This is a genomic window from Segatella hominis (assembly GCF_004535825.1).
GTDB classification, from domain to species: Bacteria; Bacteroidota; Bacteroidia; order Bacteroidales; family Bacteroidaceae; genus Prevotella; species Prevotella hominis.
The window spans coordinates 17,284-37,338 of record NZ_SGVY01000030.1 but is presented as its reverse complement, the minus strand read 5'-3'; the positions used below and the strand labels follow the sequence as shown (position 1 = coordinate 37,338).

The 20,055-nt window shown below is 43.5% G+C and carries 22 protein-coding genes; 18 read left to right on the top strand and 4 right to left on the bottom strand.

The features are described 5' to 3' along the window. Positions 1 to 5: 5 nt before the first annotated feature. From EXN75_RS11235 to EXN75_RS11225, 3 genes are all read right to left on the bottom strand, one after another. The gene (locus EXN75_RS11235) at positions 6 to 1,220 is read right to left on the bottom strand and encodes a caspase family protein (RefSeq protein ID WP_134843887.1); all 1,215 of its coding nucleotides are present in this window, start codon (positions 1,218 to 1,220) and stop codon (positions 6 to 8) included. Beyond that, the gene (locus tag EXN75_RS11230) at positions 1,217 to 1,468 is read right to left on the bottom strand and encodes a hypothetical protein (protein ID WP_134843886.1); all 252 of its coding nucleotides are present in this window, start codon (positions 1,466 to 1,468) and stop codon (positions 1,217 to 1,219) included. The genes EXN75_RS11235 and EXN75_RS11230 overlap by 4 nt, the downstream gene beginning before the upstream one ends. A 272-nt stretch (positions 1,469 to 1,740) precedes the next feature. Further along, positions 1,741 to 2,559: a hypothetical protein gene (locus EXN75_RS11225; protein WP_134843885.1), complete on the bottom strand. Its 819-nt coding sequence runs from the start codon at positions 2,557 to 2,559 to the stop codon at positions 1,741 to 1,743. A gap of 427 nt (positions 2,560 to 2,986) precedes the next feature. On the opposite strand from EXN75_RS11225, the gene EXN75_RS11205 reads away from it, so the two are divergent. The 18 genes from EXN75_RS11205 to EXN75_RS11120 all read left to right on the top strand — a co-directional run bounded on the left by EXN75_RS11205 (position 2,987) and on the right by EXN75_RS11120 (position 19,032). Further along, positions 2,987 to 5,203, top strand: coding sequence for a site-specific integrase (locus tag EXN75_RS11205; RefSeq protein WP_408005953.1), 2,217 nt, complete (start codon positions 2,987 to 2,989; stop codon positions 5,201 to 5,203). Between the two features lie 123 nt (positions 5,204 to 5,326). Then, positions 5,327 to 6,073, top strand: coding sequence for a hypothetical protein (locus EXN75_RS11200; protein ID WP_134843884.1), 747 nt, complete (start codon positions 5,327 to 5,329; stop codon positions 6,071 to 6,073). Between the two features lie 157 nt (positions 6,074 to 6,230). After that, a complete protein-coding gene (locus tag EXN75_RS11195; protein WP_010537131.1) occupies positions 6,231 to 6,695 on the top strand; it encodes a helix-turn-helix domain-containing protein in 465 nt (154 codons plus the stop codon). Next, positions 6,692 to 7,810: an AAA family ATPase gene (locus EXN75_RS11190; protein WP_134843883.1), complete on the top strand. Its 1,119-nt coding sequence runs from the start codon at positions 6,692 to 6,694 to the stop codon at positions 7,808 to 7,810. The genes EXN75_RS11195 and EXN75_RS11190 overlap by 4 nt, the downstream gene beginning before the upstream one ends. 191 nt (positions 7,811 to 8,001) lie before the next feature. Next, on the top strand, positions 8,002 to 8,910 hold the full coding sequence (locus EXN75_RS11185; protein ID WP_134843882.1) for a toprim domain-containing protein: 909 nt from the start codon (positions 8,002 to 8,004) through the stop codon (positions 8,908 to 8,910). A gap of 151 nt (positions 8,911 to 9,061) precedes the next feature. Then, positions 9,062 to 9,625, top strand: coding sequence for a type IV toxin-antitoxin system AbiEi family antitoxin domain-containing protein (locus EXN75_RS11180; protein WP_134843881.1), 564 nt, complete (start codon positions 9,062 to 9,064; stop codon positions 9,623 to 9,625). 10 nt (positions 9,626 to 9,635) lie between these two features. Next, the gene (locus tag EXN75_RS11175) at positions 9,636 to 10,490 is read left to right on the top strand and encodes a nucleotidyl transferase AbiEii/AbiGii toxin family protein (protein WP_134843880.1); all 855 of its coding nucleotides are present in this window, start codon (positions 9,636 to 9,638) and stop codon (positions 10,488 to 10,490) included. A 265-nt stretch (positions 10,491 to 10,755) separates the two neighbouring features. Further along, a complete protein-coding gene (locus EXN75_RS11170; protein ID WP_134843879.1) occupies positions 10,756 to 11,292 on the top strand; it encodes a hypothetical protein in 537 nt (178 codons plus the stop codon). Further along, positions 11,282 to 11,620, top strand: coding sequence for a DUF4134 domain-containing protein (locus tag EXN75_RS11165; protein ID WP_134843878.1), 339 nt, complete (start codon positions 11,282 to 11,284; stop codon positions 11,618 to 11,620). The genes EXN75_RS11170 and EXN75_RS11165 overlap by 11 nt, the downstream gene beginning before the upstream one ends. Positions 11,621 to 11,724: 104 nt before the next feature. Beyond that, on the top strand, positions 11,725 to 12,147 hold the full coding sequence (locus EXN75_RS11160; protein WP_134843877.1) for a DUF4134 family protein: 423 nt from the start codon (positions 11,725 to 11,727) through the stop codon (positions 12,145 to 12,147). 197 nt (positions 12,148 to 12,344) lie between these two features. Beyond that, entirely contained in the window at positions 12,345 to 13,517 is a 1,173-nt protein-coding gene (locus tag EXN75_RS11155; protein ID WP_134843876.1) for a site-specific integrase, read from the top strand. A 28-nt stretch (positions 13,518 to 13,545) separates the two neighbouring features. After that, the gene (locus EXN75_RS11150) at positions 13,546 to 14,832 is read left to right on the top strand and encodes a site-specific integrase (RefSeq protein ID WP_134843875.1); all 1,287 of its coding nucleotides are present in this window, start codon (positions 13,546 to 13,548) and stop codon (positions 14,830 to 14,832) included. 121 nt (positions 14,833 to 14,953) lie between these two features. Beyond that, entirely contained in the window at positions 14,954 to 15,271 is a 318-nt protein-coding gene (locus tag EXN75_RS11145; RefSeq protein ID WP_004302115.1) for a helix-turn-helix domain-containing protein, read from the top strand. A gap of 2 nt (positions 15,272 to 15,273) precedes the next feature. Next, entirely contained in the window at positions 15,274 to 15,591 is a 318-nt protein-coding gene (locus tag EXN75_RS11140) for a hypothetical protein (RefSeq protein WP_171038617.1), read from the top strand. 64 nt (positions 15,592 to 15,655) lie between these two features. Continuing rightward, entirely contained in the window at positions 15,656 to 16,480 is an 825-nt protein-coding gene (locus EXN75_RS11135) for a hypothetical protein (protein ID WP_134843874.1), read from the top strand. 283 nt (positions 16,481 to 16,763) lie between these two features. Next, complete coding sequence (locus tag EXN75_RS11130; protein WP_005812832.1) at positions 16,764 to 17,162, top strand: plasmid mobilization protein; 399 nt, start codon at positions 16,764 to 16,766, stop codon at positions 17,160 to 17,162. Further along, positions 17,159 to 18,397, top strand: coding sequence for a hypothetical protein (locus tag EXN75_RS11125; RefSeq protein ID WP_006743467.1), 1,239 nt, complete (start codon positions 17,159 to 17,161; stop codon positions 18,395 to 18,397). The genes EXN75_RS11130 and EXN75_RS11125 overlap by 4 nt, the downstream gene beginning before the upstream one ends. A gap of 17 nt (positions 18,398 to 18,414) precedes the next feature. After that, a complete protein-coding gene (locus EXN75_RS11120; RefSeq protein ID WP_134843873.1) occupies positions 18,415 to 19,032 on the top strand; it encodes a hypothetical protein in 618 nt (205 codons plus the stop codon). 268 nt (positions 19,033 to 19,300) lie between these two features. Here the strand turns inward: EXN75_RS11120 and EXN75_RS11115 are convergent, their stop codons facing one another. Further along, the gene (locus EXN75_RS11115; RefSeq protein ID WP_134843872.1) at positions 19,301 to 20,050 is read right to left on the bottom strand and encodes a nucleoside phosphorylase; all 750 of its coding nucleotides are present in this window, start codon (positions 20,048 to 20,050) and stop codon (positions 19,301 to 19,303) included. Between the last annotated feature and the right edge of the window lie 5 nt (positions 20,051 to 20,055).

Sequence of the window (20,055 nt, the reverse complement as noted above, 5' to 3'; positions counted from 1 at the left end):
TTGTTTTACTTTTTATATATTTCTTTTACGACTAATGCAATTTTGCCATTTGTACCTTTTAAGTATCCGCAAATGGCAATTTTTCTCAGTAATCGAGATGTCGCAACTCTACCGTTGAAATCTTCAAAACTACTTCTATCAATAACAAAATCATTGTCTTGGCTTAGTACTTTGACTTCACTGATTTCGTCACTATATGTTTGGGTAAACCTTTGCTCTACCTCTATGCGGTCTTCTTCGTTGATGCTTGTGTCTGTGAGATAATCATAGATTGTGGCAATTTTGTTGAGGAGATTTTGGGCAGTTTGTTCTTCTGCATTTTCATCAGATGTACTTCCTTCTTGCTTAGAAGTAGGTTTTTCAATGTTTTCTTGTTGAGGTGCTTCTTTCTTTGCGGTTTGCCGAGGAGCCGATATCTTTGTCACGTGAGTTTCGAAGATAGGTGTTTGTCTGTTCTTTGTAACTTCATTGACTGTAGATTTTGTTTCTGCCAACAATGCATCCCAAGAGGGAGCTAATTCTCCTTTTTGAAGGGCATCAAATATATGCACTAGTACGTTTGTATATGTGTCGAAATAGCCGAGATTACTCTCCGCGCATCCTGATGTCTGACCAGGTGAGGCTGATGTGACAAGTACATTTCCTTTGTAGCTGAGACATAGTTCTTGAATTCTTGCAGCTTCTTGGTCTGTCATATATGTATTTCCGTTATTAGGACTAAACTGAGGAGCGATTTTTGAGGTAAGACCTCTAGATTCTGAATTGCAGCACATTCCAATGGTGACAGTCAAACGAGCTCCTTTCGACTTGAGTTGGTTATATACCCAATCGAGTGGGATCATTCTTTCATTGTAGGATTGTCCCAAGCACATTTGTGGATATACTGTAGATTTATCGTTAATGGCTCTTCCGCCATGTCCTATATAGTAGAACATAATGATGTCATTAGGTTGACAATGCAAGTTTTGAATGGCTTTCTTGCAGTTTTCTGGAGAAAGGCGTGAGTCATAATAATCTTGTATGTTTGCGGTATACCCTTTGGAAGCTAAAGCAGCATTGATAAGGTTGATATATCTACCATATAATACTTTTCTTCCTAAAATATCTATCTCTCCAACATTTTCATCTTTTGTATCGATAAATGTAAGCCAGTGAATGGTTTGAGCGTATGTCATAGCTGACATCAGCAGCATAGACAGAAGGAAAATTACTTTTTTCATTTGTTGAGTCTATTATTGTAAACACCTGTAATAAATTTATCCGTAGGATAGAGTATGGCACAGAAACGTAAGAGTTCATAGCCTTCTATGTCGAATCGTTTAATCTGTTTTGATTCCGTATCGTTAATCGACCATTTACCAAGTCCTAAGTCCACATAAACATAAACCTTCTCCTTGTTGGATTTTTTCAATTCAAAGCCAATACAAGGGGTGAAATGTCCATAGACGATTTTGTCTTGTTGTGTCATTTGTGGATTTGACAAAAGAAATCTCAATAAGAATTGATATTTTCTTCTCAATTTCTTGAAGTCGGTTCTAATACTTTTGCCCTTTTCATATTTGCATAGAAAGGTTTTGGTATGTTTTGATTTGACTATGATTTCTGAAATACTATCACCGATTGCTTTGCTCCAACAACTGTCTGCCTTTAAAATTTCTTTAGAGGTAGCTTGGCAGCTTACACTTGTCAAAATTAGGACAAGTGCAAGCAAAATATGTTTGAAAGATGATTTTCTCATGGTTAGAATGCATAAGATGAAACAAGCATGAATGTTCCAAATGTGGATTTCTCGTTAAAGTTTAGCTTCTCACCATCCAATACAGCATCTTTGTTGTAATACTTGTAGAACTGATGAGAGTAGCGCAAGTTCCAGTGCCAGTGAGTTGAAGGAATGGTAAAGCCTATGCCGACAATGCCAGAGAATCCACTGTTGACAAGATCTTTGTTTTTAATTGTTTCACCATCAGTTTTTTCTTTGTAACTTAGTGCGTAGTCATAACTTCCACCCAATTCCAGAGTAGGACAGAATGCACCTGTTGTGTAACTGCCAAATCGAACTTTCAGCAATGCGGTTGGAACAAACATCGTCTTAGTTGCATCTCTGTAATCTTCATCGCCAGTCATTTTGTATGCCATGTTTTCTTGTTCGTAGTTTGCCTGGATTTCAAATCCCAATGGAACCGTTCGAGACATATAGCCAAGGCGGTAACCAACGGAGTAGTTTTTCAAACTCCAATCCATCTTGTGTCTGAATTTCGCTTTGTCGTCATCAATCTTCATACTTTTGATGGCGTGCCATTTATAAGTGAACATTGGCATCCAAAATTTAGCTGAAGCTGGTAAATCTCGCTTAATAGTTCCTTCTTCCATATCTACGCCACAGTAAATGGCGGCGATGGCACTTTCTGCTACCATAGCTGCACCAGAATAAGCAGGATTGGTTGTTGTGATGATAGGACCAACCGTCCATTCACTTCTTTGAACTTGGGCATTTGCTTCTGTAGTGAAAACTGTTAGCAATGATGCAATAACGGCAAGTTTCATCATGTTCTTTTTCATATCAGATGTTGTTATACCAACGACTCCCAAATTGGCAGTTAATATAATAAATAAGGTATATATATAAAGAAAGCGTGGAGCCAGTCCTGTCACTCGTTCCACGATTCGTAGGCCTTCGCATTGCCCCAACTTGCCGAAACGAGCAACGCTGATACAACGCCAATACAACGTCAAATCTCATGCAACATTCAAAACGACAAGAAAATGCGCGTAAATGCTAATATATACAGCATATAGCAGGCATTTGATAAAGTGTATAATTTGTTATTTATTTGTTACTTTACCATTTAATTTTATAATTTATCATAGTTAATGGTTCGTAATTGGTTCTTGTTTTGGGTAACAAATCCAATTATTTTTCGTATCTTTGCACCGTGAGTAACAAATCTCGCAAAATGACAATAAGTAGAATAAATAACAAAGTAACATGAGAAGTAACAATGAACCTGTGCGCATACGCTACAAGGATTTGGCGAATGGCACAAAGTCGATTTATCTCGACACTTACAAAAGTGGAAAGAGGTCGTATGAGTTCTTGAAGCTTTATCTACTTCCTGAGGATGATGACAAGGCTAAGGCTGTCAATGCCGAGACCTTGCAGAAGGCAGAAGCTATCAAGAACCAACGAGTGCAAGAAATCTTGTCGGGAAAGTTGAAAACAGTGAAGGCTTCCTTGGAGCATCCTGCTTCTACAACAACTTCAAGCAAGAAGACTGCACGAGTAAGCAAGAAGGAGAAAGTCGGAAGTGCTAAAACTGGCAAAAGTGCCAATGGAAAGGAAAGTGAGGTAAACGAAGTCGTCGGAGCTGTTTCTGGCAGAGAAGGACACCAATGGAAGTTTATTGACGATGACGGTGAGGACAGAGCCATAGATGGAACAATCAAAAAACATAGAGGCAGACCCAACAAGCGTGAAGCTGTCACTCTTCGTTTCAAGAACCTTGCCAACGGCAGCAAGTCGCTCTACTTCGACATATATTATAATGGTGAGCGTAAGTACGAGTTTCTGAAGCTCTATATCAACCCAGAGATTACCGAGACTGACAAGCAGAATAATGCCTTGGTCATGGAAACCGCAGAGCGTCTGAAAGAACGCAAGATGCGAGAGGTTGTCAATGGAGAGACTTTCACGGATCCTTCTGACGAGCTGAACCAAGTGGAGAAAGTTGAGGAATACACCAGTTCTGTGATAGTCCGTAGTCGCAAGATGCGCAATGGAGACCGTTCCCTCTTCCTTGATATATATTATGGTAAGGGACAACGTGCCTATGAGTCAGTTGGTCTTTACCTTCGCAAGGATGACAGCGAGGAGAAACACAAGGAAATCTGGAAAGAAGCGGAGAAAAAGGCCAAGGAACGCATGAAGGCATTGAAGGACGGTACCTTTGAGAAGCGTGTCGGCAGAAGAGGCTACAAACCGCATGGAGAAGATCCCGATGCCAACGTGGACAAATACAAGGAGTATCTTGCCACCAAGAAGGTGAAGACAGAGATTGCCGTTGCAGAGACTGAGCGCAAGAGAAATTCCAAGATCAAGGAGCCTGTGAGAATCCGCTTCAAGGAACTTGCCAACGGCAACAAGTCGATCTATCTATCCATCAATGTCAACGGTCGCCGTACCTATGATTATCTGCGCCTTTATCTCATACCAGAGGTTGACGCAGCTGCCAGGGAGCAGAACAAGCAGACGATGCAAGCGGTGTATGCCATCAAAGCACAACGCATCATGAGCATCACCAACGGTATCGCAGGACTCAAAGACAAGTCGAGAATCAAAATGCGACTTGTGGATTGGTTGGAGATATTCCGTGACGCACAAGTGGAGCGAGGAAGACAATCTGCCCGAAACTGGGTGAACAGCGTGCTGAATGCAGTGAGAGAACATTCGCCAAACGTGACACTCGCAGAGATGACCAAGGAATACTGCAATGGTTTCATGGTGTTCTTGTTGAACGACTATATCACCTACAAGCACACCCATCCATCAAAATCCACGGTGATGAACTATCTCAAATGCCTCAAAGCAGCCTTCAACATGGCTATTGAGGAAGAGATAATGGACGACAATCCCGTATTGCGTCTTCGCATGGATGTTCTGAAAGGTGGCGGTACCAAGCGAGAGTATCTGACCGTTGACGAGGTGAAGAGACTGATTGACACCCCTTGCAAGCGTGAGGATATCAAGGCGGCGTTCCTGTTTTCATGCTTCTGCGGACTCCGTATCAGTGACGTGAAGAGTTTGAAGTGGAAAAACATCATCACAGAGGGTGACAAGACACGAGTTGAGATATTACAGTACAAGACCAAGCAGCCCCTCTATCTTCCTCTCAACAAGCAAGCCCTTCGTTGGATGCCTGAGCGTGGATCTGCGAGTGACGAGGACAATGTGTTTCCAACACTGCCAAGCAAGAACTACGACTGCATTCCAGAATGGAGCCGTGCGGCAGGTATCAGCAAGCATGTGACCTACCATGTCTCAAGGCACACGTTCGCAACGATGGAGCTGACCATGGGTGCAGACCTATACACTACAAGCAAACTTCTCGGTCATACGGAGGTGCGCACGACACAAATTTACGCAAAAATCATCAACAAGAAAAAGGACGAGGCTGTTTCCCTATTAGACAGTGCGTTCGAAGAATAAAAATGGAACATAATAATACATCAAACAACCAAGGACGAGACGACTCCTCGTTCTCTCTTTTTACCCCAATGCAATGAATGCACCTTCGCTAACAGTGTAGGTGGCATTTGTGGTACCAACAAATTGTGGCTGTTCTTCAAGGAAGCCCACGAGTGCTATCAGACGGAAGTTATAGGATGCGGTAAACTGTATCACCGCTACAAAAAAGACTTTCTCAACAGCCATTCCTATACGGACTGCCAGTATGCGGCAGGAAAGAACGAGCACAAGAAGAACTTCTACATCATGGAGGAGTTTCTTGAAGAACGTGAGGACTTAGTAGTCATATTCTTTACCAAAGTGGATTTCGAGTATCATGACTACAAGGCTCTTCATCACAAGTTCAACACCACGGAGCCGCCTCCAAACGGTCAGTATCTCCATGGTAAACCACCGTCAATATTACAAACAGCACAAGACACCAAACCGAAACAGGACTTTCAATGTTACTTTGATTCTACTCAGTTGAACCTCATTGCGCGCCATGCCAATGAGGTTCATTTGTTCTCAGCCGATGTGTCGGAAGAGGATATGCGAAAACTCTTCTCGTGCCAAGTCTGCAAGCAGCTAAAGGCGAGAAGTAACAGACGTGTGGCATTCTTCTTTGACATGCTCTGCAGCAAGAACTTGATTTGCAAGCAATGGCAATCGGTCATTGCCAAGCATAAACTCATCCTGTCTTCATCAACAGACAAACCACTTACAACAACCAAGCTGTCCTCAGCAACCAGTGATGCCAAAAGTACCAACGCCAGTATCTATGAGGCTATCCGCAAGAAAGTGCAAGAAATAGCAGAATGCGGTAAAAATGATAGCAAGGACACCATCTGACAGATGAAAACCTTGACAGTTGGCTTGATAGTCGGTTGACAGTCAAGCGCCCTTCCATCCGATTGGGCAGAAATGCCCTTACCTTTGCCCTCCGTAATCAGAAACCTGGTTATGGAGGGCGACCTCGTTATGTGTAACGATAAATAAAATTACGACAATGATTGGACAGACAACAAATCAGGCAAACAATCCGCCAAAGGATGGCACTATCCTACCGCCAACGATAGACGTGGATAAACACGAGTTGACAGAACAAGAACTGGCAGACATGACACCAATGAGACTTGCCGAGCGCATTCAACAGATGGAAGAAGCATTCAAGCTGCTTGGACCAGTGGAGGATGTGCTGAACCGCATCAAGTGCTTGGAGAAATGGCTCTTTGCAGGAAAAGACGTGCTCACCCTTGACGAGGCAAGCGTATTCCTTGACGCTTCAAAGAGTCAGCTTTACAAACTGACACGTACCTTTGCCATTCCCCATTACAAGCCAAACGGCAAGACCATCTATTTCAGCAAGGAAGAACTGGTGGAATGGATCAAGAAGCACCCTGTGAAAACAAAAGAGGTGTATGAGCAGGATGCCATACGCTATGTGATGAACAAACCCTTGAAGAGCAGATGACGATGGAAGAAATGAACGACATGAGCCTCTTTGAAGGCGCAGCGGACAATGCTGATTTGTTGGAAAAGTTGCTGAAGGCATCGCTTATCCATGCGGATGAGACCTACCAGACACCGCCACAGATAATATGGGTGGACAACTCGACCATAGCCACGCTTGGCAACTTCAGTGCCTCCACAGGCAAGGCGAAGAGCCGAAAGACGTTCAATGTATCGGCATTGGTGGCAGCCTCGCTCGCTAATGGAAAGGTGCTGCAATATACGGCAAAACTACCCGATGACAAGCGTAAGATACTCTACGTTGATACGGAGCAGAGCCGTTTCCACTGTCACAGCGTGATGCAGCGCATCCTCCGGCTTGCAGGATTGCCCGACAACATGAACAGTGAGAACCTTGTGTTCTTCGGACTGCGAGAGTACAGTCCCAACCTCAGACTGCGACTGATAGAATATGCCTTGCAGACGCAAAAGGGCTTTGGCTTGGTCATCATTGACGGCATAAGGGACTTGATGCTCGACATCAACAATCCGAGCGAGTCCGTCCATATCATCAACAAACTGATGCAGTGGTCAAGCCGCTATGACCTGCACATACATTGTGTCCTACACTTGAACAAGGGTGATGACAATGTAAGAGGTCACATAGGAACGGAACTCAGCAACAAGGCAGAGACGGTACTGGTGATAAGCAAGAGCAATTCGATGGCGAATGTGAGTGAAGTGAAACCGCTCAACATCCGAGACAAGGACTTTGCGCCCTTTGCGTTCCAAATAAACAAGGAGGGACTTCCAGAGATTACCAAGGACTATGTGGTTGACTCCACCACAGCCAAACAGCCGAAGATGACAATAGCCGACATTACCGATGAGCAGCATGACAAGGCTCTTGGAATGGCTTTTGGCAAGAAAGTGGTGTCAGGTTATGAGAATGTGATAAACGCATTGACGAGAGGATATACAACTATTGGTTTTGCCAGAGGTAGAACAGTGATGTCAAAGCTGCTGACCTTCCTATTGAAGAGCAAACTGGTGGTGAAGTGTGGCAACAACGAGTATTGCAGAATGAAGGATTATCCTTCGCTTCCGCTGCTTGAAGGGCAGGAGGTAAAGAAGTGAGGATGAAGCGAAAGTCACTTCAAAAACCACTTCATTCACCTCGGTGTATATATAATAGTAGAACGGACGGATTTTGTGAAGTGGCATCATATTTAACTACATGGACATACGACAAAATGACTTCACAAAACCGTTCATTCACTCTGGTGTATATATAATAAGCGCACGAATGAACAAAAAATGAATGAAAGATGAACATACAACAAGCAAAGGAAATCAAACTCACGGACTATCTGAGCGCATTGGGACATCAGCCCCAACGATGCAGCAAGTCCACATCTTATTATCTGTCGCCATTGCATGCGGAGACAAAGCCATCGTTCAAGGTGAACTTCAGCCGAAACCAATGGTATGACTTTGCTCTTGGCAAGGGTGGCAACATCATTGCTCTTGCCCAACTTCTCTACAATACGGATGATGTGGGTGCTGCATTGCAGCATATAGCAGCGGACATGAACAACCCAAAGTCCACAAAGGCAAAACCTCCCATACCGACACAAGTAGAGACAGACAAGATGGACAAGGTACATATCCAAGAATTGTCCTACCCTGTGCTTATGTCGTATCTGCGTTCACGCCATGTGGATGCGGACATAGGTAAACGCTATTGCAAGGAGATCTGGTACACGTTTAAGGGCAAGCGGTATTTTGGTATAGCCTTTCCAAATAACAGGGATGGTTATGAGCTGCGTAACCCATATTATAAAGGTTGTTTGGGCGAGAAAGACATATCCTTGATACATTCACAGCAAGTTGGAGTGCAGGACAGATGCTGCATCTTCGAGGGGTTTATGGACTTTCTTTCGTACAAGACTTTGGAAAAGCGAGGCGACAATGTGATTTGCATACAAGAGCCATGTGATTATATCGTGCTGAACTCCATCAGTAGCCTTGGGAAATGCATGGAACGATTGGCGTGTTACACTGCTATCCATTGTTATCTTGATAATGACCAAGCAGGAACGGTGGCTGCCCATACAATCATGGACTGTTATCAAAACAGGGCAATCAACGAATCCATAAGATATGCAGAATACAAGGATGTCAATGATTATCTTATCGGCAGAAAATCCATTATTCCGCATAAAGAGGATGTATAAAACGATAATTTTCTACGGAGAAAGTCAATATTCTCCGTAGAAAACTATATTTTGCGTGATTTTTGCGTAGATTTCCGTACAAACATACTACACTTTTGAAAATATGTAGTAACTTTGTACAGAATTAAAGATGCAAATCATGGAAAAGCGTATGACAAATCCAAAATCTGAAGGCTACATCTCTGCAAAAGATATGGCAGGAAGAGCTGCATACTATAAAGTATTGCAAGCCGCCAAGAATGGCGAACTCACCAGAATAAAAAGAGGTGTGTATGCAACCGATGACCATTTGGCAAGTCAAATGCTTGATGTGGAAAAGGTTGTTCCTGGTGGCGTGTTGTGTCTGTATTCCGCTTGGTCACATTATCAGTTGACTACACAGGTACCACAAGAATATTGTCTTGCAATAAAAAGAGGCCGAAAAATCACCCTTCCAGATTATCCCCCAATTACACTATACCATTGGAGTGATACCGCCTTTAACCTTGGAATTACGAATACTGAGATTGAAGGTTTCAATGTGAGGATATATGACGTGGAGAAATGTGTCTGTGATGCAGTAAAGTATAGAAACAAAATCGGCATAGATGTGTGTACGGAGATTATAAAGGAATATCTGAAGCGCAGAGATCGTAATGTCAGCAAACTGATGAAATATGCCTCACAACTGAGAGTTGCCAAAACATTGGGAACATATCTACAAATGGAACTATAAAATAATAAATATGACAACGAAGAATTATGCTCGCTCGGTAAGAGCGAAACTGCTTAATATATCGAAAGAAGAGAATGTCTTCTACCAATCGATATTGACACGATACTTTCAGGAGCGTCTGTTGTACCGTCTGTCGGTAAGTCCATACAAAGAACGCTTTATATTGAAAGGTGGTGCATTACTGTATGCCCATGAGCATTTGAAAGCAAGACCAACATTGGACATAGACTTCCTTGGTCAACAGATTAGCCGTGAGTTGGACAATATCAAGGAGACATTCAGAAATTTATGCGACATAGAATGTCTGGAAGACGGAGTTGTCTTTGAAAAGGACAGCATTAGCGTAGAAGAAATCACTCTCAAAAAAGAATATAATGGTGTGCGAGTGCATGTCAAGGTAGGACTTGACACGGCAAGCCAAGTTATTTCCATGGATGTAGGCTTTGGCGACATCATAACTCCTGCACCCGTTGACCTTTCTTATCCGGTGTTGCTGGACACATTACCAGAAGTTGACATCTTGGCTTACTCTTTAGAGACCGTGGTGGCTGAAAAGTATCAGGCAATGATAGACCATGCGACAGAGAACAGCCGCATGAAAGACTTCTTTGATGTGTACAGAATACTAAAAGCAGGAAATATTGACTTGAACACATTGCAAGAAGCCATCACAGCCACGTTTGAGAATAGAGGCACCGCCATCTCTACGGAAAATAGCCTTTTCGAGGATTCTTTTGCGACAGATGCCAAACGAAATATTATGTGGAATAGTTATTTGAAGAAAATCAAATTCAAGGAGCCACTAACCTTCCAAGAAGTTTGGACATATATCACACAGGAACTGAAACAATACATGGAAAAATAAAGGTATTACGATATACCTTATCAAGCTCTCCCATTCGGAGGGCTTTTTTTATGCCCTTTTCCCAAACATGCGAAAACTAACAGAAGAAGCTGATTAAAGTATGATTGAGAGTATGAAATATAATTATAATTTGAATATATCTTAAACTTTGATGGCCATACTTTACAAAATTCTTTTATGTCGGATTTTACTCTTTACTTTGCACTTGCAACTGGCACTTTTGCCACTGCATAGAGTATAAATCATCAATAAAACAAAGTATTATATGAGTCCATTTTTGATATTCGCAATCAGCCTTACCATTGCATACGCCATCTACTATGCGGTGATGATAACCAGAGACCTGTATGGTAAGAAGGAAGAAGCCAAGAGCAACGAGGAAATGTTTGACATCAGCAACATAACGGAAGAGGAAGCCGCAGTAGCCGTCAATGAAAGCGATGGTGGCTTTAGCGTTGCCGACAAGCAATACGACACGAGTTTCCAAGACGGCACATCATACGATGAGGGCTATGGTATGGGAACGGAGAACAACGGAATGAGTGATTATTCTCCAGAAACGGATTCTTCCGGCAGAGAAGATGATGTTGATGAAGACGAAGGAAATGATGTCAACCAACAGAAGCCGAAGAACACAGCCGAGTCGTTGCAGGAAAAGATGGATGGGCAGATGGAGTCCACTTCTCCCATATGGATAGACGGACTATGGCAGGACGACTTCACGGAGAGCCTATTGAAACAAGGTGAAACAAAGCCAGGACAACCAAACATCAAAACAATACCAGTCAAGGATGAAATTTAGCCATATCATAAAGAATGTAGTAAGTTCCTTTGTCTTTGCGCTGCTCCCCCTGTCAGCATCAGCCAAATGCGGTAATGTGGACTATAGCTGGGGAGCAGACGCACTGGCAGGAATGCACGACTATGTGGTGACGATGATGCTGTATGTGCTGTATCTGACATACGCTGTCGCCGCCGTGATGGTGATTATATCCGCTTTGCAGATATACATCAAGATGAATACAGGGGAAGATGGAGTTAGCAAGTCCATACTGACACTGATAGGAGCCTGTCTGTTTATGATAGGCGCATCCATCCTGTTCCCAGCATTCTTTGGCTACCAGATTTAAGACTCAACTGCAGAAGAGTATATCATGTGAAAGCGACAACACATTTCTATATAATTATAATAAGGTGTTGCCAAACGAATCATTAACAAGTAAAACAAGAAAGAATGTTTAAGAAAACAACGAACTATTTGAAGAAGACCGCCAAGAGCGTTCTCTCTTCAGGACGCTTGAAGACATTGGCATTTATGCTCCTTGTGGGCGGTGGCATTGCCATGGCGCAAAACTCGGCAGGTGACTACACAGCAGGAACCACTGCCTTGACAACTGTGACGGAGGAAATAGCCAAATACGTGCCTATTGTGGTCAAGCTCTGTTATGCCATTGCAGGTGTTGTTGCCGTAGTGGGTGCCATCAGCGTTTACATCGCTATGAACAATGAGGAGCAGGATGTCAAGAATATCTTAGTCCTCCGAAATGCGTTTGAAAAGACAAGAAAGCAAATGAAAGCAAATGCACTAAGTATCAATGCTTTAAGCGATAATTTGAATTTTCCGATGTTTGCGGAACTCACTCTTAAAAAGACATAAAAGACTGTTTCTTGTTTCCGTTTTGTTTCTCGTTTCTCGGTTTGTTTTCTTATCTTTACATCAGTTTTCCGAAGTAAGGGAAGAGAAAGAAAAGCAAATGTCAGCATTGGAAACCATATCTGACATGAACTTTCAACAAGAGGGAGAAAGACCCTCCAGGCAGCAGAATACAAAAACAAAATAACACTTTATACATCATGGCAAGACCAAAGAAACAAGTAAAGCTGAAAGAGCCGATTAAAATTCGGTTGAAGTCGCTCGCAGATGGCAACAAGAGCATCTATCTTGACATCTACTATAAGGGAGTGAGAAAGTATGAATACCTCAAACTCTATCTCGTCCCCGAAATCAATCCCGTCTGTAAGGAACAGAACAAGCAGACTATGGCGATTGCAGAACGCATCAAGGCAGAGCGCATCAAAGCCCTGCATGGTCATGGCATACAGGACTGGGAAACCGTCAAGCAAGGTTCAATGCTTCTCACTACTTGGATAAAGAAGTATTGTGAAGGTGGTGTCGGCATCAAGAAGTCAACACTCCATTGCCGTGTGGAAATGCTGCACACCGTGGAGAAGTATCTTGACGAGACAAACAAAGGCTTCATTGCCCTTGAAGAGGTCAATGCGGAGTTCTGCCGTGGTTATGTAAAATTCTTGCGTAACTTCCCAAATTCCCATATCAAGTATGGCGAGCCAAGACCTATCAGTGAGAATACGGCAAGCCGATACCTCGGAATGTTCTCCACTGCTCTCAATAACGCTGTGCGCCAAGGCATTATCCGAAACAATCCGATGAAGGAACTTGATGCACGTGAGCGCATCCAACCCAAGGAAGGCAAGAAAGAATACCTTACTATAGAGGAACTTCGCACCCTCATAGCTACGGATAGTTACCGCCCAGAGGTCAAGGAGGCTTTCATCTTCGCTTGTTTTACAGGATTGCGATTAAGCGACATGTACCGTCTTGCGCCGATGCACATCTTCAAGACCGCTGACGGAAAAGGCGAATACATAGACATGGAAATGCAAAAGACGGAGAAGCCTGTTATAATACCTCTCTCGGAAGAGGCTAAGCGTTGGTTGCCGAAACCAAGAGGAAATAATATTCCTTTCTTTGACATTCCGACCACACAGACCGTTATAGGCAGGGCTCTCCGCAAATGGGCGGAAGCGGCAGGGATTGAGAAGCATATCTCATTCCATTGCTCACGGCACACATTCGGAACGATGATGCTCACGCTCGGTGCAGACCTTTTTACCACAAGCAAGCTGATGGGACATTCCAACATTCAGACCACGGAAATCTATGCTAAAATCGTGGACAAGAAGAAGGAGGAAGCCATCAACCTCATTGACGGTATGTTCACATAAATCATTGACAACGAAAACATATAGAGACATGACAATAACTATCAGACAAAAGGCACTTGCCAACGACAACATAAGCTTGTATCTTGACATCTACGATGGTGGCAAGCGCAAGTTTGAATTTCTTTCCCTCTATTTGTTGCCAGAGGTTGATGCAGAGACCAAAGCAAGGAACGAAGAAACATTGCAACGTGCTCACCAGATAAGGGCAGAGCGTATTCTTCATCCAGAGACCATTCCAGAGGTAGGTCATTTGATGATTGTGAAAGAAATCCCCAATGACGAGTCTCCCGAAGTCTTAGATTGGATCCAGACTTACATCGACTGGATGAGCGACAACACAGACTATTCCAAGGCTATTGTTGACCAATCAAAGTATCTGAAATACCTAATGAGCGAGTTCCTTGCCAACAAGCGCAGACCTCACATCACTCTGAGGAAGTTCGATAAGGCATGGTTCAAGGCTTTCTTCCTTTGGTTGAAGAACGATTATGTACCACAGAAGTATGTACGAGTTGAAGCCAAGCCTTTGTGTGAAGGCTCCCTGCATAATGTTCAACAGCGCATAGTGACGGTGTTCAACAAGGCTGTCAAGTTCGGCAAGTTGAAGGCTAACCCTTTCTACCAGTTGGAGAAGTCAGACATCTTTCCCAAGCCGAAGTCATCACATAAGCAGTATCTCACTCCCGATGAACTGAAAAGGTTCATGGCTTCAGATGAGAGAAGTCCAGGAGTTGCAGAGACACAAAAGGCTTTCGGTTTCGCCTGTCTGACAGGACTTCGTATCAGCGACATCAAGGCTCTGCGGTGGAGTGATATCAAGAGGAACGAGGAAACAAACACGCTTGTAATCATCCAAAAGAAAACCAAGGCTCTCAATGCCGTACCAATCGGCAATACCGCCTTGTCATGGATGCCACCCAAAGGCAATGATGATTTTGTGTTTCACCTTCCTGCCAAGGCTAATGTGGATGCAGCCCTTAAAAGGATAGCTAAAAAGGTGGGCATTGAGAAGAATATCTCTTTTCACTGCTCCCGACATACATTCGGAATTTTGGTACAGGCGGTTACTGGCAACATTGAGACTACCAAGAAACTGATGGGACACAAGTCACTCAAATCCACCGTCATCTATGCAGATGTGCTGACGCATGAAAAGGTCAAGGCTGTTGACAATATGAAGAAAGCCTTTCGAGGTCGCAAACAGCGTGAAGAGAACAAGCAAATACCGAGGACAAAGCGGATAGCAGCCACCAACACCCATCCACGCAAAACCACATTTACACAGGATAAAAGTAAACAGAGCTTTTCAGGATAACAACCAGTTAATTTCACTTTTGTAGTCCCCATTTTTCGGGCAGGGATTTCTCTCTGTCTTGGGGGACTACACTTTCAAAACAAGCAGTACAACGAATTACAAACAATTAAATTACAGGATAATGAACAAAACTATCGACACCGAGACTCTTCTTTTGAAGGTAGAGTCACATGAGCACCGCATTGGGATAATGGAGAACCTTCTCCGTGATGCCAAGCAAGTATTGACACTGGAGGAAGCTGCCTTATTCATGGGTATATCAAAGAGCAGTCTCTACAAGATGACACACAAGCATGAACTTCCGTTCTTCCGTCCCAACGGCAAGATTATCTACTTTGAGAAGTCCGAGCTTTTGAACTGGATGCGCCAGAACCGCAGTATGTCCGAGGCTGAGACCAAGGCTGCAGCGACCAAGCACATGAGTGAACTTTGTAAATAGACATGGCGATGATGAAGGACGATATTTCCCATGAGGAGTACAGAAGCAAGTTGGCAAATGTCGCTGACCTTGCCGTGAGCTACATCAATACTGGCAACGGCTACTTTCGGATGCGTGATGCTTTCAATGGACTTGCCGAACAATGCGGAGCCAACAAGGGCATCAATGATGAAGCAACTGTCGGCAGAAGAAAACTTCTTGCCCAGTCTGTTTGCATTGAGTGCATTTCACGATTAAGCAGCCATTCTAATGACAGGTTGCAAGGCGAGCTCTATGTTATCGCAGAGGACATTTCCCCTAGGAGAGGACGGCACAGATGATTTTCTCTTTACTGAGAAAAACAGTCTTGCCATTTATGGTTATAATATTCAAAATTTACAGAAGATGGATAAACAAAAGATACATTACTGCTTCACGCTGTCCGATGTACAGATGGAGTATCTTCGCTGCAAGAAGTACAAGATTGACCGCATGGAATGCTTCATGTCTCTTGCCTCTCTTGCTGAACGTGAAACAACACTTGTACCTATCAGCAAGACCCAACAAGTGGAAATCTTGTGTGGGCAATGTATGGTTGACAATACCCAACTTGCCAAACTCTGGGATAAAGACCGCAAGACCGTACCCAAACTTTTACAGGCTATGGAGGCTGTGGGCATTTTCTCTTTACAAAAAGTTGGAGACAACCGCATCATTACCCTGCATTCTCTCTCTGGTTGGTATGTGGACGGAAGATTTGTCAAGAACGGCTTTTCATTGAAGCGCAATGCGGATGGCTCTGCAATCATCCACACGGAAGTTCCACAAGCAAGAGTAATTGTTACGACAACAGAGGATGATACAAGGTCGGACAAGGAAGATGGGCATTCTGCCAATGGAATATCCGATACTGACAACAATGGCAATTCTTCCACAGCAGATATTTCTTCTTCCCTAAATTCGACTTCATCTAATGACAACAGAAGTGTGGGTAAGGTCGGAACGAATGACAATCTTTCAGATGCTGTTACAGGTGGAATTTCCCCACAGCAAAACTACTCCAGACAGTCTGTTGGCAATCCTTCTTCCCTGCAAGAAGCAGATGCCAAACAGAATGAGGGAGAGCACAACACATATCCACAGCATCAGTTTGGAGGTCAAGCACAACAATCTAACGGTTCTAACGCCAATGGCTACAAGACCAACGAATACCATAACGGCAATCAATAGGCATACAGAGGCTAATAAGCCAACATACAGAGAAATCATCCCAAAGGACGATTGACCGACATAGGCTACCGCACCACTGTTATACGTTTAAGCAGCTTTGGGGATGGAGGCTGTTAAAAGTGCCGTCATTTTATAGGTACTTTTCGAGAAATCCTTTTGTACTACATTATTTGTGACCAAATTTATGCAGTCCTAAAAGTTTCTCGGGCTACTCGCAGGCTCGCAGACCTATGTCCTTCTTTTTTACTGATTTATATTCATCCCTTTAATCATATTCAAAGATATGGCTAAGAAAAAGAAGATTATCAAGAAGACACCCACAAGGGTGCATTCCTTCCGCTGTACCGATAAGGACTGGAAGGAACTGAAAAAACTCGCTAAGGAATGTGGTATGAGCATAGGCAAGTATCTCGTTGAGACTGGCAAGAAGCATCACCCACGTCAGCGACTCACTCCAGAGGAAAGCAAAGCCCTGAACTCTCTGACTGAGGCACGTACCGACTTGATAAAAGTCCGCAGTAAGTTGCACGATGCTTCACCCGAGGAAAAGCAGAAGATGTTCAGATCTCCAAAGTTCATGAAGTGGTGGATTGAAGCCGTTGAACGACTCATCAAACACTGGTATAGCATTGAAGACAACCTTACTTCTCCTGTACTGACCAAAGTTCAAGAAGACGAATGATTATACTCGCAAGACCAGTAGCCTATGGCGGCAATGCCGCAAGGTACGCAATGGAGAAGGAGGATGCAACCGTGGTCAAGGTGAACCACATGCCTGACTATCTCGATGCCACCGAAATCTGGTATCGGATGAAGCATCACTGCCAGTTGCATCAACAGGACAGGACTGTTGGGCGAAAGTTGGAACGCTTCATGACCACGTTTGTACTCTCCCCATCCAAGGAAGAGTCAGAGAACTATACCTTGGATGACTGGGCAAACCTCGCTGATGAAGGATTGGAAGCTTTGGATTCAGTCGGACTTTTACCCAAAGGCTTTAAGGAGAAGGTCAAGACCAATTTCCGCAATTCTATGAGTGTTGCTGCCTTGCATCGGGATTCCAAGTCTGGAACCCTTCACCTGCATCTTGACTGTTGCCGTGTGGATAATGACGGCAAGACCAACGATGTTCACGATGTTCACATCAGAGCAATAAGGGCTGCGGAAATTATCAACGCAAGGCATGGTTGGGAGCAACCTCAGGAGGTTCGTGAAATGCGCCAACAAGATATAGCGGAGTTTTGCGAATATACCCTTCAGAAGATGGATAGTTTCGACATTGACCGTTACTTTGATATGCTTCGCATGAGAGGCTATGAGGTCAATCCAAGGTATGACACTACTAACTGCAAACTTGTGGGCTACACCATCGGCAAGAATGCCTCAGTGTTCAAGGCTTCTGCCATCGGTCGAAAGTTCATGGTATCACAGCTTGAAGCCACATGGAAGAAGATGCATCCTAAGCCTACTCAGGTCAAGATGCGACCTGCTTCACCTTCCGTTTCACCGGCTCGCCCTGCTCGCCATGTTGCTCAGACAACGAAACCTACCCAGTCCAATTCTAAGCCATTGCCAGTTGCTACCAAGACTGCCTTCAATGTCAATGTTAGCGGTGAAATGAAGAGAATCTATATTCCGAACACGGTCAAGGACATCTTCCTCAATGAGGTTCAGGTTCCTGATTCTGATATGACTGCATCAAGAGAGGACATTTCTCATGTAGGTATGCTTCTCTTCCTTGATATGATTGATGCAGCAACAACCGTGTCCGAATCTTGTGGCGGTGGTGGTTCTGCTCCTTCCTCTGGTTGGGGTAAGGATGATGACGAAGACGAGCGTGAGCGGGCTCGCCGTTGCCTCCAGATGGCTCATGCCATGTGCAAGCCACCGCAGAAAAGACGTTCATTCCACCGTTAGACAAATCCTACATATCAATGAGAAGAACAAAACATGTAGAAGAACTCATCGAAGATGACGAGCAGAAGCCTGACTTCGATGACATGATGAACGAAGTCCAGGAAGAGATTGAAGAGCATGATGCCGAGGATGCTGTTGTCAGTCGTACGCCTGAACTCAGGCAGTTGAGTGAGAACATTGACAAAGCGACCAACACTTGGATCAATGCAACTCTTCAACTGGAGTCTGCCATCCGTAAGTACAATTCAGCTCAGACTGCTCTTGGCAATGCCGTTGACACTATCAGTGGTAAGGTTGACACCATCAATACCCACATTGACAATGTTCTGAAGGATGCCCCAACCAAGTTGAAGGTTTCAGTCAGAGTCGATGATGTTGACTGGAAGAAGATTCAGGACATGTTCGACAAACAACATGAATGGATGACCACTCAGATGCAGAAGCATATCCGTGAGGTCAATCAAATGTTTTATGAAGAACGTAGAAGGGTTCAGGAAAGGTACAAGGAGTACGACGGAACCTACCTCGGACACTATGTGCAGTATTTCTTCTGGTTCTTCTTTGTCCTTGGACTCGTTATTTTCGGCTTGGCTATCTTCCTGATGCTCGACAGTCACTACCACTGGACGAAGTAATCTAATGTTTATACCCTCCAAAATCCCTACGAAACTTGGCATAGTCTAAGTTTGTAGGGATATTTTTTTTCTTGAAAACGTCATTTTCTTGAAAATGTGCACTATTGCCCGTTGTGGGAGCCAGATAGCATGAGTAACTTTGCACCGTCAAAATAAACGAGTGTAAACCTAATTGTTATAAAGTAAGCATTCCGTAAACCACGTATAGATGGTTATGGAATACTTTTTATATAGTCCGCTAAATGGGAATTTACAATTCTGATATACTTCAGATGTAGGTTGCCGTTTCTAAAGCAATATAAAGTTTGTTTAAACTATGGTTGGCATTGTTCAAGCCTTTGGCTTCATATCCATTTGTATCCAAAATGTCACCTGTTTCAAAAAAAGCATACAACTTCAAATTGTAGAAGTCGCACACAGATTGAACTCCAGCCAATTCCATTTCTACAGCGATGCACCCTTCTTCCATACGTTTGCGTACAAGTCCTTTTGTTTCTCTGATCATCGAATCTGTCGTCCATATTTTACCTGTAATATATGGTACAGATAATTTGTCGAAAATTATGGAAAGTTCCTTGCTTGCGGCTATATCAATATAGTCGGATGGTGCTGCAAAATAATATGAACACCCGTCCCCTCTGTAACTTTGTGTCGGTATGATAAATCTACCTTGTGTGGTTGTACGGTCAAGACTGCCACAGGAACCGAACATAATGAACTTTGATGCTCCAGTTAGCCAGCTTGCAAGATGACATAGAGAGGATGCTACTGCTGAACCTATTCCTGACAGGTAGAAAGTTATCGTAACTCCTTTATAAGTTGTTTTATAGATATGCGTATCGCCATTGCAAGCCGGCATAGTTGCAATAATTTCAGATTCGTAGGAATCAAGTAAATGCCGATGAATCTCCTTCGAGAATATTATCAGGCATATATCTGCAAAATCTCCACGTCTGCCGTAGAAATCAAACAGATTGATCATTGGTTCAGTTTCAATATCATAACTATCAGTAATCATAGCAT